Source organism: Pseudomonas sp. FP2294 (assembly GCF_030687625.1).
Lineage (GTDB): Bacteria > Pseudomonadota > Gammaproteobacteria > Pseudomonadales > Pseudomonadaceae > Aquipseudomonas > Aquipseudomonas shahriarae.
Map to the genome: position 1 here is coordinate 4315575 of NZ_CP117441.1, position 13013 is coordinate 4328587.

Sequence of the window (13013 nt, forward strand, 5' to 3'; positions counted from 1 at the left end):
ATAAACCCGCTTACGCGACGTTCATGGTCTTGTGAGTATCAATCAAATGCTGCACCACGCTTGGATCGGCCAGGGTGGAGATATCGCCCAGCCCGTCATACTCGGCCGTGGCAATCTTGCGCAGGATACGACGCATGATTTTCCCCGAACGGGTCTTCGGCAGACCCGGTGCCCACTGGATCACGTCCGGCGAAGCAATCGGGCCAATTTCCTTGCGTACCCAGTTCTTCAGCTCCAGGCGCAATGCTTCAGTCGGCTCCTCGCCGTTTTTCAGGGTGACATACACATAGATGCCCTGCCCCTTGATGTCGTGAGGTACACCGACCACTGCTGCTTCCGTGACTTTCGGGTGGGCAACCATGGCGCTTTCGATCTCGGCGGTACCCATGCGGTGCCCGGAAACGTTGAGCACGTCATCCACACGGCCGGTGATCCACCAGTAGCCGTCTTCATCGCGACGCGCGCCGTCGCCGGTGAAGTACATGCCACGGAAGGTCTTGAAGTAAGTGTCGACGAAACGGTCATGGTCGCCGTACAGGGTACGCGCCTGGCCTGGCCACGAATCGAGGATCACCAGGTTGCCTTCGGCGGCGCCCTCGATGATGTTACCCAGGTTGTCCACCAACGCCGGTACCACACCAAAGAATGGGCGTGCCGCCGAACCCGGCTTGAGCGCGTGAGCGCCCGGCAATGGGCTCATCAGGGTCGCGCCGGTTTCGGTCTGCCACCAGGTATCGACAATCGGGCAACGGGATTGGCCGACGTTCTTGTAGTACCAGTCCCACGCTTCCGGGTTGATCGGCTCACCCACCGAACCCAACAGGCGCAGGCTGCTGCCGTCAGTGCCTTCGCAGGCGGCGGTGCCGGAAGCCATCATTGCGCGGATCGCCGTCGGCGCGGTGTAGAGGATATTGACCTTGTGCTTGTCGACGATTTTCCCGACCCGGGTGATATCCGGGTAGTTCGGCACGCCTTCGAACAGCAGCGTGGTCGCGCCATTGGCCAGCGGGCCGTAGACAATATAAGTGTGGCCAGTGACCCAACCGACGTCGGCGGTGCACCAGTAGACTTCGCCCGGGCGGTAGTCGAACACACGCTCGTGGGTCAGGGCCGCGTACAACAGGTAGCCGCCGGTGGTGTGCTGCACGCCCTTGGGCTTGCCAGTGGAGCCGGAGGTGTAAAGGATGAACAGCGCTTCTTCGGCACCCATCTCTTTTGGCGCACAGACAGTGCCCGCCACTTTCATCAGGTCTTCATACCAGATGTCGCGATGCTGGTTCCACTTGATCTGGCCATTGGTGCGCTTGCACACGATGACTTTCTGGATGCTGCTGGTTTCCGGGTTGGTCAGCGCGTCGTCGACGTTGGCCTTGAGCGGCACCTTCTTGCCGGCACGGATGCCTTCGTCAGCGGTGATCACCACTTTGGATTTGCAGTCGATGATGCGACCGGCCAGGGCCTCAGGCGAGAAACCGCCAAACACCACCGAGTGGATCGCACCGATGCGGGTACAGGCCAGCATGGCGACCACGGCTTCGGGAATCATCGGCATATAGATGGTCACCACGTCGCCGCGGTGCACATCCTGGCCACGCAGGGCGTTGGCGAACTTGCAGACTTGTTCATGCAATTCGCGATAGGTGATGGTACGGCTCTCGGAAGGGTCGTCGCCCTCCCAGATGATTGCCGCCTGGTCGCCACGCTCGGCGAGGTGACGGTCCAGGCAGTTATAGGAAACGTTGAGGGTGCCGTCTGCGAACCATTTGATATCGACATGGTGGTCGTCGAACGAGGTCTGCTTGACCGTGGTGAAAGGCTTGATCCAGTCAAGACGCTTGGCTTGCTCGCGCCAGAAGCCGTCGGGGTTGACCACCGACTGCTGGTACATGGCCTTGTAGGTCGCCTCGTCGGTCAGCGTGTTGGCTGCTACTTCGGGGCGAACGGGGTACAGGGAAGCCGCACTCATCTTTCTTACCTCGGTGACAATAGTTGTTGTTGTATGCCCCTGTTTTAGCCGGGGTAGGCCTATAGAACCATTCGACGATGGTAGTAACAAGCCCCTACAAATTACCCTGATATCTCCTTGCAATGCTCTGGTTCGGGGCTTGTGGCGCTTTTCTCAGCCTCTAAAAAAACCTCTGTGGTGGATTGTTACGAAAACCGCCAAAAGTGTTTATCAAAAGTACGGGTATATGAATGCAACCCAGGCGCCTAAAATCAGCCTCGCCAACAAGGCACCGTGATTAACCAAGTTGCAGCCCCCACGAAGGCACGTTAATCCGAACTCACTACTCAAGTTACACACGTGGCCTCACAAAGGCCCCGTGACCCCCTTCGACTGTAAAAAGGTAAATTGGAAATGAAAGCTTTATTAGTTATGGCCCTTGCCAGCTTGTGCGCCACCGCCGCCCTGGCCGACGAGATCCCGACTGACGTAGCCAGCCAGCACACCGCCATTGTTGAGGAATACACCTACTCCACCGATCTGGATATCGCCAAAGTGGTGTCCATGAGCGCCATCCCAAATGTCTGCGAAGTTGTTCCAGCACGCATGGAATATGAAGACCACCAGGGCCAGCGTCATATTCTTAATTACAAAGTCATGGGCAATGGTTGCTCTAACGGTTAATAACTTAGTTAGTTAGAACTTAACCTGACAATGTTCGCCGCAAGGAATTGTCCTTGCGGCAAAGAATCACCCGCAAAATCCTCGCCTTGCCCCCTGCTTCAAAAATCCCTCACCGCCCGTCAAAAAAATCCTACCCCGGCAAACCCTTGTAAACCCGTGCCCCGGCCGGAAATACCCTCATTTTGCCCCTCGACTGAGGCTATCCGCCGCAACACAAAGGCAAATTTTTCCCTATAATGCGCGGGTAAATCGGGCCTGCAATATCCCTTTACATGGGGTAACGAGCCAGACCTGAGGCCCCGCAGGAGTACGACACTGTCGCTCCGCCCCTCAGGCCTCAAGCAGAACACCCGTAGCCCTATTCCGTTTAGTGCCTGCGCGAGCTGTTGCAACAAACGATTCCTTAAAGATCCACCGCGGCCCTTGGGCCGTGTGAACACCCAACCATCCGGTTTCACACGGGCACCATTGGCCCACACGCAGGAGACGACACGTCATGCTGAGCTGGGACGAATTCGACAAAGAAGAAGAAGGCGAAGTAGCCGCTAAAGGCGCCAACGCCGGCCACGCCACCGAAGCCAACATGGACCGCCTCGACGGTGCCGGCGCTGCCGCCGCCATCGAAGCCCGCGCCGTCACCGCCAACGACTCCGCCGCCATCGTGCGCGCCAAGGCTGCCCTGGACAAACTCGACGTCGCCGAAGGCCTCGCCGAACTCGAAGGCGCTTCCGCCCGTGTCGCCGTTGACGAAAAGCGCATGATCAACTGCCGCGCCGACCTCAACCAACTCGTACCCTTCAAGTACGACTGGGCCTGGCAGAAGTACCTCGACGGCTGCGCCAACCACTGGATGCCGCAAGAGGTCAACATGACCGCCGACATCGCCCTGTGGAAAAACCCCGAAGGCCTGACCGACGACGAACGTCGCATCGTCATGCGCAACCTGGGTTTCTTCTCCACTGCGGACTCGTTGGTCGCGAACAACCTGGTGCTGGCCGTGTACCGCCTGATCACCAACCCGGAGTGCCGCCAGTACATCCTGCGCCAGGCCTTCGAAGAGGCGATCCACACCCACGCCTACCAGTACTGCATCGAATCGCTGGCCATGGATGAAGGCGAGATCTTCAACATGTACCACGAGATTCCATCGGTCGCCAAAAAGGCAGCCTGGGGCCTGAAATACACCCGTTCGATCTCCGATCCGAAGTTCGAAACCGGCACCGTCGACACCGACAAAGAACTGCTGCGCAACCTGGTCGCTTACTACTGCGTGCTGGAAGGCATCTTCTTCTACTGCGGTTTCACCCAGATCCTGTCCATGGGCCGCCGCAACAAAATGACCGGCGTGGCCGAGCAGTTCCAGTACATCCTGCGCGATGAGTCGATGCACCTGAACTTCGGCATCGACGTGATCAACCAGATCAAAATCGAAAACCCACACCTGTGGGATGCCGACATGAAGGAAGAAGCGACCCAGATGATCCTGCAAGGGACCCAGCTGGAGATCGAATACGCACGCGACACCATGCCACGCGGCGTGTTGGGCATGAACGCGGCGATGATGGAGGACTACCTCAAGTTCATCGCCAACCGTCGCCTGTCGCAAATCGGCTTGAAGGAAGAATACCCAGGGACCACTAACCCGTTCCCGTGGATGAGCGAGATCATGGACTTGAAGAAAGAGAAGAACTTCTTTGAGACCCGCGTGATCGAGTATCAGACCGGTGGGGCGTTGAGCTGGGATTGATCAGCTCATAGTCGCGGCGTGAAAAAGCCCTGGGGTCGCACCCGGGGCTTTTTTATGGCCGCCGGTTTGCCATTTCTTGAAGTACATCACCTCAAGCACCTGGCCCGTAAGGGTTCGGATCGCATCTCCAATGCTGTAGCCTTGTGCCCCAATTGCCATCAGCGTTGTCACTGGTCGAGCGACCGGGATGATTTCACTGCGGGGTTTTACTCGAGAATCAGCAGATTGATACCGGAGTAGACTCCTGCGGTCACAGCTTATGCATTCCAAAAAAATAGTAGATAGGACCGAGGCCACCCCGTGAACCCAGACATGCTAGAAGCCGGCCCCGTGGGCGCCAAGGTACTTTCAGTGTTCGACTTCGACGGCACCCTGACCCGCCACGACAGTTTTGTACCGTTTCTCAAGTTTGCTTTCGGCAAGCAGGAATTCAATCGCCGGATGCTCAAACTGGCGCTGCCGGGCTTGCGTTTTCTGGTGCGCCGGATGAGCCGTGATGAGCTCAAGGCGCAGTTGATTCGCACCTTTATGACCGGCGTAGAAAAGGCCTGGGTGCAGCGCAAAGCCGAAGAATACTGCCAGGCTTATTGGAACAAGCTGATGCGCCCTGCCGGTTTGCAGTCGGTGGCCGATGAAATTGGCTCCGGTGCCGAAGTGACGTTGTGTTCGGCTTCGCCGGCAATCGTGTTGCAACCTTTTGCCGATCGCCTGGGAATCAAACTGATCGGGACCGAGCTTGAGGTGGTCGATGGGGTGTTGAGTGGGCGCCTTACGGGCAACAACTGCCGTTGCGAGAACAAGGTGTTGCGGCTTGAGGCGGTGTATGGCGACCTGGGTGAGTATCGGCTCAGGGCCTGGGGCGACACGCGCGGGGATCGCGAGTTGCTGGCGGCGGCGCAAGATGCGCATTGGCGGCATTTTCATTCGGCCAAGCGCCGAGGCAAACCGAAGCCGTAAGCCGCTTGGAACCAGCCCTTTCAGACGCGTTGAAAGGGCTGCGCCCCGATAGCGGACATTTGTGCTACCTGCGCAACCCCGCTATTAATAGCGAATCTTGCCACGGACCCGCCCCGATGAAATTCGACACAGCCTATTGCCTGAGCCTGGACGAAAAGCTGTCGATCTATGACGTGCGCGACCTGAATTTCGACGAAACCGCCGCCTTCGACTCCGACAAGGACAGCTTCCTCTGCCCCAACGATGATTGCCGCGCAGCGTTTGCGGCGGGCAATGTGCTGGGTACGTTCAATGGCAAGAACGTCAACTACCTGCGCACCCCCCATTTCAAGAACCTGCCCAGCACCCGGCATATCGATGGCTGCCGCTATGCCAGCCACAAGGCCGCTGCGGGAGACGCTGCGGACGAGCGCGAGGAGAACTTCCCGTCGGAGTTTGTGCTGACTCGGCGTCAGTACGAACGCAAGACAGTCATCCAAGGTTCCGCAGACGCTATCCCACAAGATCCGGCGAAAGCACCTTCGAAAATCTCCAATACTTCCCGCAGCGCCAGCGAAACCACGCCGGACAAGACCAGCGTCTTCGCCCACCCGGTGGAATGCTACGTGTCCAATATCGACGACAAGGACAAGCTCAAGGGCATGCCGTTGAAGATCGGCGAGCACACCGCGACGTATTGGGCGTTTTTCAAGAAGATCGAATACCTGCAAGACAACAAGGGCTTGATCTACTGGGGTCGGATCAAAGCGATCAAGGACTACACCAGCAGCGTTCGCATCGACTTTGAAAAGAAAGTGTGGCTCGACAAGAAGCCATACTCCGTCAACGTCTACCTGAACAAGAAGCTGATCGAGAACTACCGCAAGCGCAAGGCGTTCCTGGAGCAGATCAGGGCCGCCGTAAACAGCGATCGCCCGCTGTATTGCTTCTTTTATGGTGTGACGCCGGAGTTGAAACAGGTACCAAGCAAGAAAAACCCCGAGCAGACGTTCGGGGTGTTCAGTGCCGATATCCAGAACCTGGACCACCTGCTGATCCGCGAGGCGCCGGGGCTGGAGGAGAAGTGACCGGAAGCGCCCGCCAATCGCGGGCCGATCAGCCGAGAAAGAATCCAGTTGATGAACGGTCAAAACAACTGTACAAAAACACAGTATAGTTTGCCCTCCCCCGTTGGATTCCTGGAGAACCCCATGTCCTCTCTGGCAGTGAGCACCACCGTAGATCAGCAAATCGTCCTTCATCAATTCACCCCACGGCACAGTGTACAGGCCCGCGCGCTGCTGGGCTGGAGCCGGGAAGACCTGGCCCGACAAGCCGGGGTTGGGGTGGACGCTATCCAGCGTTTTGAAAGCCATCAGGAGGTGGATGACGCCATCCGCATCGCCCTGGCATTTCGTCTGGAGCACGAAGGCCTGGTGTTTTTCCCAGGGTTTGCGCCGGGATGGGGCATGAGCGGGCGGCGCTCCCCTGCGCCACAGGCGGATGCCGAACCGGCTCGTCGGAGCCTTATCGCCCGGCTGCTGGGCTCGCCATCCTCGAACACGCCTCAACCCAACGGCGCTTAGGCCCGATGACCGCGCAAAGGGTCACCTCACGGGCATGTCGGCGTGAGCCTGCATCGCCTGTTGATAGACCCGCACCAAGACCGACAGCGAGTCCCGTGCCCAACGGGCACCGTAGAACCAGAGTACGACCCTCGTGCCTTGGAGACCGTCGCTGAATATCTGGCATACGTCTGGGTATCCGGTTTTGCAGAAGAGGTGGAAGGCTGGGCTTTGGCCGTCTGACACCAACGCGTCGAGGCGATGCTCGTTCGTTCGCTTGTCGATCTCGTTGCTGGACTCCAGGGTGAAGTACGCGGCATCCGGTAACTGTGCCTCCACTGGCACCACTTGGGCGCCGGCAGCCTTTAACACCTCCAAAGCCTGGAGAAATCCGCTGGAATGCTCCACCGTTTCACGTACACCGTTGCGCAAATATCCGTCGGCAAAACCGATACGCCAATCGGCCAGGGCGGGAGCGGATTTGGCGGCGTTGTTTTCCATGATGGGCGGAACTTCCACCATGACCTGGCCTACAGGGTCCAGGCCGCTCAAGGCAATAAGCGATAGCGACGGATCACGTACGGTCTTCATCATCGGGCCAGGGATATCAAACCTGGGGCCCTGGACGACAGGCGCAGCAGCAGGCTGAAACTCAATGCCACCGCGAGACGTTGACACATTGTCTGTCGACCCGGAAGGAGCGGCAGGCCCACAAGGCATTGCGTTAAAGGCGTTGAGCACCAAAGGCAACCCCACGGAACAGGGTGCACCGGGCGACAAGGTTTTCCTACATTTGTCCTCCATCAGGCCCCACTCCCAGAAAATGGCTTTCCGAGATCATCGCACCCTTTTCCAGTCGATTCTCCGGGCAGAAATACCTTGAAAGCCCTTTTACCGTGTGGCTTTAGCAACCCCTTTCAACTCACTAACTGTTCTGCCGCCTGGGCCTCGACATCCAGCCACCAGGCATGCCCACGTTCAGGGGCAGCCAGCATAAAAGCCTGGCCCATGGCGGGTGTGGCAATTGACACATTGCGCTCCCAGGCCAGGGCCATGATGCGGTCAAACGGCTCATGCCAGGCATGAAATGCCAGGTCAAAGGTGCCATTGTGGATCGGCAGCAACCAGCGCCCCTTCAGGTCGATATGGGCCTGCAAAGTTTGTTCGGGCTGCATGTGGATATCGGGCCAGTCGACGTTGTAAGCACCGGTTTCCATCAGCGTCAGGTCAAATGGCCCATATTGCTCGCCAATACGCTTGAAACCTTCGAAATAGCCGGTGTCGCCACTGAAAAAGATACGCCGGGCATCATCGACCATCACCCAGGACGCCCACAGCGTCTGGTTGCCATCAAACAGGCCACGGCCGGAAAAGTGCTGGGCGGGGGTGGCGACAAAGTGGATGCCCTCCACTTCAGTGCCCTGCCACCAATCCAACTGCCGCACCTTGCCTGGCGCCACACCCCATTTGATCAAGGTGTCACCCACGCCCAATGGCGCGAGAAAATAGCGCGTCTTGGCGGCCAATTGCACAACGGCTTGGCGGTCCAGGTGGTCGTAATGGTCATGCGACAAGATCACCGCCTCAATCGGCGGCAGTTCTTCAAGGCTGATAGGCGGCTGATGAAAGCGCTTGGGGCCGGCCCAATTGAAAGGCGAAGCCCGCTCGGCGAACACCGGATCGGTCAGCCAGAACTTGCCGCGCATTTTCAGCAGGACGGTGGAATGCCCCAGGCGGTAGACACTGTGATTCGGGGCGCTCAATAACTGCTCACGCGTCAGGCGCTGTACCGGGATTTCACCTACCGGCCGCGTGCTGCGGGGCTTATGAAAGAGCATCTTCCAGAAAATCTGTAGCGTTTTGCCAAAGCCTGCACGGCTGACCGGCGCATGATTATTGAACTGACCTTGCTGCTGCTCGGACGATTTGAGCGCTGGGGAAGAGGTATCGACACGGGTAGAGATCGTGGCCATTACAGAGTGACTCCGGTACGTTCTGCTGATGCAGGTCAACAACTACACTGCACAGTGTAGTTTCAAGATTGCAACAAAACCCGGACCAAGTAAACTACCGAGTGTAATTTTCTTCCCAGAGCCGAAAGCCCCATGACTGCACCTCAACGCCTCACCGACCGTAAACGCGAAGCCATTGTGGCAGCGGCCATTGCCGAGTTTCGCGATAACGGTTTCGAGGTCACCAGCATGGACAAGATCGCCGCCACCGCTGGCGTATCCAAGCGCACGGTGTACAACCACTTCCCCAGCAAGGAGGAGTTGTTCACCGAGATCCTGAATAAGTTATGGGCCAGCAGCGTTGCACAACTGGATGTCAGCTACAGCAGCGCCCAGCCCCTGCGCGACCAATTGCGGGTGTTGCTGCACGCGAAGATGAAGATGATGTCAGACGCCAACTTCCTCGACCTGGCCCGCGTGGCAATTGCCGCGACCATCCATTCCCCGGAGCGGGCCCAGGGCATCGTCAATCGTCTGAGCGAACGTGAAGAAGGGTTCACATTATGGGTGCGCGCAGCGCAGGAAGACGGTCGCCTCAAGGCCGTGGACCCGTGCTTTGCCGCCCATCAGGTGCAAAGCCTGCTCAAGGCCTTCGCCTTCTGGCCGCAAATCACCCTGGGCCAACCCACCCTGGATGCGGCTACCCAGGCCAACGTGATCGAGTCAGCGATGGACCTGTTTCTGGCCGGCTACGAGATTGCCACCCGCCCCCAATAAATCCCTCTGTCGTCAATACGACACTGGCGGGTCGTTTTTGCCTGAATCCTGCGGATCCCCGCGCAAATGGCCTGGAAGGACACTGATTATTCCTGCGTAAATCACTGACAATAATCACCTGTCATCTGGCGTAAATGGCCTTTTGACAAGGCACGCCTTCGCAACTTAAAAAAAGAACAACCTGACGCAGGAATCTATGGAAAACCTTCGAGGCAAAGGGCTGTCGTTTGCCCGGCGCATTTATCGGCCGCGCATTCTCGGGCTGGGCATCGGCAGCCTTTGCGTGCTGGCCGCCCTATACCCGCTGGCCATGCCCGGATGGGTCTGGGCACTGTGGCTGTTCAATGGGTTTATCTGGCCGCACCTGGCATACCAGCTATCAAGCCATTCAGCGTTTCCGTACCAGGCCGAGCGACGCAATCTGCTGTATGACTCAGTGTCCGGCGGGTTCTGGGCCGCAGCCACACAATTCACGCCCCTGACTGCAGTGACCATCCTCGCGATGATGACCATGCATAACGTCGCGGCGGGCGGCAAAAAGCTGATGATCCAGGGCATGCTCGCGCAACTGGTGGGCGTGGCAGTGGCCTGGCTGGTGTTCGGTCCTTCGTTCAACCCCAATGTCGGCCTGATCCAGGTGTATGCCTGCCTGCCGATGCTGATTCTCTACCCCGTCGCCATCGGCATGGCCAGCTATCGCCTGGCCATCAAGCTCTCGGAACACAAGCGCGCCCTGAGTGCCTTGAGCCGCACCGACAGCCTGACCGGCCTGCTCAATCACGGGTCGTGGAAGGACTTGCTGCAACTGAAGTTTCACAAGTGCCAGCAGCAACAATCCCAGGCCACCATCGCACTGATTGATGTCGACCACTTCAAGCAGATCAACGATGCCTATGGCCATATCGTCGGCGACCGGGTCTTGCGGCAACTGAGTAAGGAATTGCAGCGCAATGTGCGGGAAAATGACCTGACGGGCCGCTACGGTGGCGACGAGTTCTGCGTGATCCTGCCGGACGTGTCGCTGGAGCAAGCCAGTTATGTGATGGAACGCCTGCGGGAAATGTTCAGCCGCTACCGCGACCCGCAGGTTCCAGAACTACGGGTCAGCCTGAGCATTGGCCTGGCGGCCTACCAGGTGCAATTCACCCAGGCGCATATGTGGCTCAACGCGGCGGACCAAGCCCTGTACGCCGCCAAGGGCACCGGGCGCAATCGGGTGACCGTCGCCGATTCACTGGTCGCACGCTCCGCCTGAAGGGGCTAATTATTCAGACCGCATGTTCGTCCACCCTGTAGAAGCCAGCGACGCCGTGCGGGCGGTGAGCATGTTTGCCAATGCTCGGCTGGGCTTGTAGGCGCCGGCTGGCCGATGTCTATAAAGGGCGACGCAGGTGCCGGCCCAGCTCATCGAACAACGTCACCACTGAACGCAGCGCCCGACTGTCCGGGCGCGTCAGTAACCACAAGGCCGTGTCGTAACCCGTAAGCGCCGGCCCCAACGGCTGCAATCCCTGGCCATCCGCCAACAGAAAATCCGGCAGCGCCGCCACGCCCAGACCGGCACGTACCAATTGGGTTACAGACAACATGCTGTTGCACCGATAACTGGGCCTTACGCCGGGTAAATGCTGGCGACGCCAAGCCACGGTGGGATGGTCGGGCAAGAAATCATCCGGGGCGATCCACGCCAGGGCCGCCAAATCTTGAGTAGCGTGTTGCTCTATGTAACCGGCACTGGCGCAGACCCGATAGGACACCGTCCCCAAACGCCGTCCCACCAGGTGCTCCGGCGGCGTCCTGGTCAGGCGCAAGGCAATATCCGCGTCGCGGCGGCTGAGGTTGGCGAAATCATTGGACGTACTCAATTCCAGGGTCAGTGCCGGGTAAGCGGGCATGAACTGCGCCAAGGCCGGCAATAACAGGCCCTGCAACACTGAGTCGGTGCAGGTCAGGCGCACCGTGCCGCTGATCACTTCACCGCCCTGCTCGACCCCCACGCGGGCTGCCTGCAGCGCCTGTTCGGCACGCTCGGCCTGCTGGGCCAAGGTGGTGGCCAAGCTGGTCGGCAGGTAACCGGCGCGGCTTTTTTCGAACAGTGCCTGCCCCAAAGACGACTCAAGACGCCGCACGGCCCGAAACACCGTAGACACATCCACCCGCAGCAAGGCCGCAGCCCGCGCCAAAGTGCCGCCACGCACCAGGGCAAGGATCAGCGCCAGGTCGGAATAGTCGATTTGATAGTGCGTGGCCGCATTGAACATGTGGGGTAACGCCAATATTGATTGCGCGAACGCCAATCTATAGTGCCCTTCAGGACTCGACAAGCCATTGGACGCACGCCATGACCCTCACTGCTCTGCACCTCGCCCTGATCGGCGATTACGATCCTCAAGTCACCGCCCACCAAGCCATTCCCCTTGCCCTGCAACAGGCGAGTACACACCTGGGGCTGACACTTCAGATTGAATGGCTGGCCACCGACACCCTTAAGGACAACCACACCTTGCAGCCTTTCGACGGGTTCTGGTGCGTACCTGCAAGCCCCTATCGCGATGCCGACGGGGCGTTGCGGGCGATCCGCTTTGCCCGCGAACAGCGGCGTCCTTTCCTCGGCACCTGCGGCGGTTTTCAACATGCCGTGTTGGAATATGCACGCAATGTGCTGAGGTGGGCCGATGCCGAACATGGCGAGCTGGCACCTGATGCGCCACGGGCGGTGATCGCCCCCTTGTCGTGTGCTCTGATCGAAACCATCGCGCCCATCCACTTGATGGCCTTCACCCGTATCGCCGAGGCTTACGGCACCCTTGAAATCCAGGAGGGTTATCGTTGCCGCTATGGCCTCAATGCCGACTTCAAACAGGCACTGCTGGAGGACAATCTGATTGGCAGCGCCCATGATTCGGCGGGCGAGGTGCGGGCGATAGAACTGCTGGACCATCCGTTTTTTGTCGCCACTCTGTTCCAGCCAGAACGCGCGGCACTTACCGGTGCCAGCGTGCCGCTGGTCAGCGCATGGCTCCAGGCCTGCCTGGAGCGCTCGGCATGATCGCCCAGACACCCTCCCCGCCCTACTACGCAGTGATCTTCACTTCCCTGCGCACCGAGACCGACCAAGGCTACGCACAGGCCGCCGACCGCATGCTCGAACTGGCCCGCCAGCAACCGGGGTTTCTCGGTGTCGAATCAGCCCGCGGCGATGATGGCCTGGGGATTACCGTGTCCTACTGGACCAACGAGGCCGCCATCCTGGCCTGGAAACAACACGCCGAGCACCGCAACACCCGCGAACAGGGCAGGGCCATCTGGTACGGCGCGTTTCAGACACGGGTATGCAAGGTAGAACGGGCTTATGCCTTCACCGCAAACGGCACCACCCCCGCGCCTACGGGATTGGCGTGATGGCG

General features: G+C 59.1%; 13 protein-coding genes and 1 pseudogene. 10 read left to right on the forward strand and 4 right to left on the reverse strand.

Annotated features, from left to right (window positions below; all coding sequences use genetic code 11):
• Positions 1-10: 10 nt before the first annotated feature.
• On the reverse strand, positions 11-1966 hold the full coding sequence (acs, locus tag PSH73_RS19260) for an acetate--CoA ligase (protein ID WP_029294430.1): 1956 nt from the start codon (positions 1964-1966) through the stop codon (positions 11-13).
• A 393-nt stretch (positions 1967-2359) separates the two neighbouring features.
• Here acs and PSH73_RS19265 point away from each other — a divergent pair, with 393 nt between their 5' ends.
• The 6 genes and pseudogenes from PSH73_RS19265 to PSH73_RS19290 all read left to right on the forward strand — a co-directional run bounded on the left by PSH73_RS19265 (position 2360) and on the right by PSH73_RS19290 (position 6898).
• The gene (locus PSH73_RS19265) at positions 2360-2629 is read left to right on the forward strand and encodes a DUF2790 domain-containing protein (RefSeq protein WP_057444078.1); all 270 of its coding nucleotides are present in this window, start codon (positions 2360-2362) and stop codon (positions 2627-2629) included.
• Between the two features lie 496 nt (positions 2630-3125).
• Entirely contained in the window at positions 3126-4376 is a 1251-nt protein-coding gene (locus tag PSH73_RS19270) for a ribonucleotide-diphosphate reductase subunit beta (protein WP_090291778.1), read from the forward strand.
• Between the two features lie 51 nt (positions 4377-4427).
• Positions 4428-4616, forward strand: a pseudogene (locus PSH73_RS19275) (HNH endonuclease); the annotation flags it as partial.
• A 72-nt stretch (positions 4617-4688) separates the two neighbouring features.
• A complete protein-coding gene (locus PSH73_RS19280) occupies positions 4689-5333 on the forward strand; it encodes an HAD family hydrolase (RefSeq protein WP_057960453.1) in 645 nt (214 codons plus the stop codon).
• Between the two features lie 116 nt (positions 5334-5449).
• Positions 5450-6400 (forward strand): hypothetical protein, encoded by a 951-nt coding sequence (locus PSH73_RS19285; protein ID WP_305461206.1) that lies wholly within the window; start codon positions 5450-5452, stop codon positions 6398-6400.
• 123 nt (positions 6401-6523) lie between these two features.
• Entirely contained in the window at positions 6524-6898 is a 375-nt protein-coding gene (locus PSH73_RS19290; protein ID WP_057441910.1) for a helix-turn-helix transcriptional regulator, read from the forward strand.
• Between the two features lie 21 nt (positions 6899-6919).
• Here the strand turns inward: PSH73_RS19290 and PSH73_RS19295 are convergent, their stop codons facing one another.
• Both PSH73_RS19295 and PSH73_RS19300 read right to left on the reverse strand, forming a co-directional pair.
• Complete coding sequence (locus PSH73_RS19295; protein WP_305461209.1) at positions 6920-7468, reverse strand: hypothetical protein; 549 nt, start codon at positions 7466-7468, stop codon at positions 6920-6922.
• Positions 7469-7794: 326 nt separating this feature from the next.
• A complete protein-coding gene (locus PSH73_RS19300) occupies positions 7795-8850 on the reverse strand; it encodes an MBL fold metallo-hydrolase (RefSeq protein WP_057960456.1) in 1056 nt (351 codons plus the stop codon).
• Positions 8851-8982: 132 nt separating this feature from the next.
• Between PSH73_RS19300 and PSH73_RS19305 the strand changes: the two genes are divergently transcribed.
• Together PSH73_RS19305 and PSH73_RS19310 are read left to right on the forward strand one after the other, a co-directional pair.
• The gene (locus PSH73_RS19305; protein ID WP_057960457.1) at positions 8983-9606 is read left to right on the forward strand and encodes a TetR/AcrR family transcriptional regulator; all 624 of its coding nucleotides are present in this window, start codon (positions 8983-8985) and stop codon (positions 9604-9606) included.
• Between the two features lie 196 nt (positions 9607-9802).
• Positions 9803-10861 (forward strand): diguanylate cyclase, encoded by a 1059-nt coding sequence (locus tag PSH73_RS19310; protein WP_057441917.1) that lies wholly within the window; start codon positions 9803-9805, stop codon positions 10859-10861.
• 118 nt (positions 10862-10979) lie between these two features.
• On the opposite strand, the gene PSH73_RS19315 is transcribed toward PSH73_RS19310, so the two are convergent.
• Positions 10980-11867, reverse strand: coding sequence for a LysR family transcriptional regulator (locus PSH73_RS19315; protein ID WP_120733961.1), 888 nt, complete (start codon positions 11865-11867; stop codon positions 10980-10982).
• An 80-nt stretch (positions 11868-11947) separates the two neighbouring features.
• Between PSH73_RS19315 and PSH73_RS19320 the strand changes: the two genes are divergently transcribed.
• Positions 11948-12655 carry a CTP synthase gene (locus tag PSH73_RS19320; protein WP_057441921.1) on the forward strand — a complete coding sequence of 236 codons (708 nt, stop codon included), beginning with the start codon at positions 11948-11950 and terminating at the stop codon, positions 12653-12655.
• Positions 12652-13008 (forward strand): antibiotic biosynthesis monooxygenase, encoded by a 357-nt coding sequence (locus PSH73_RS19325; protein ID WP_057960460.1) that lies wholly within the window; start codon positions 12652-12654, stop codon positions 13006-13008. The genes PSH73_RS19320 and PSH73_RS19325 overlap by 4 nt, the downstream gene beginning before the upstream one ends.
• The last annotated feature ends 5 nt before the right edge of the window (positions 13009-13013 follow it).

What these genes read in the sequence shown, in the direction of transcription:
- acs (WP_029294430.1), bottom strand. Translation starts at nt 1,966, where the DNA reads ATGAGTGCGGCTTCCCTGTACCCCGTTCGCCCCGAAGTAGCAGCCAAC.
- PSH73_RS19265 (WP_057444078.1), top strand. Translation starts at nt 2,360, where the DNA reads ATGAAAGCTTTATTAGTTATGGCCCTTGCCAGCTTGTGCGCCACCGCC.
- PSH73_RS19270 (WP_090291778.1), top strand. Translation starts at nt 3,126, where the DNA reads ATGCTGAGCTGGGACGAATTCGACAAAGAAGAAGAAGGCGAAGTAGCC.
- PSH73_RS19280 (WP_057960453.1), top strand. Translation starts at nt 4,689, where the DNA reads ATGCTAGAAGCCGGCCCCGTGGGCGCCAAGGTACTTTCAGTGTTCGAC.
- PSH73_RS19285 (WP_305461206.1), top strand. Translation starts at nt 5,450, where the DNA reads ATGAAATTCGACACAGCCTATTGCCTGAGCCTGGACGAAAAGCTGTCG.
- PSH73_RS19290 (WP_057441910.1), top strand. Translation starts at nt 6,524, where the DNA reads ATGTCCTCTCTGGCAGTGAGCACCACCGTAGATCAGCAAATCGTCCTT.
- PSH73_RS19295 (WP_305461209.1), bottom strand. Translation starts at nt 7,468, where the DNA reads ATGAAGACCGTACGTGATCCGTCGCTATCGCTTATTGCCTTGAGCGGC.
- PSH73_RS19300 (WP_057960456.1), bottom strand. Translation starts at nt 8,850, where the DNA reads ATGGCCACGATCTCTACCCGTGTCGATACCTCTTCCCCAGCGCTCAAA.
- PSH73_RS19305 (WP_057960457.1), top strand. Translation starts at nt 8,983, where the DNA reads ATGACTGCACCTCAACGCCTCACCGACCGTAAACGCGAAGCCATTGTG.
- PSH73_RS19310 (WP_057441917.1), top strand. Translation starts at nt 9,803, where the DNA reads ATGGAAAACCTTCGAGGCAAAGGGCTGTCGTTTGCCCGGCGCATTTAT.
- PSH73_RS19315 (WP_120733961.1), bottom strand. Translation starts at nt 11,867, where the DNA reads ATGTTCAATGCGGCCACGCACTATCAAATCGACTATTCCGACCTGGCG.
- PSH73_RS19320 (WP_057441921.1), top strand. Translation starts at nt 11,948, where the DNA reads ATGACCCTCACTGCTCTGCACCTCGCCCTGATCGGCGATTACGATCCT.
- PSH73_RS19325 (WP_057960460.1), top strand. Translation starts at nt 12,652, where the DNA reads ATGATCGCCCAGACACCCTCCCCGCCCTACTACGCAGTGATCTTCACT.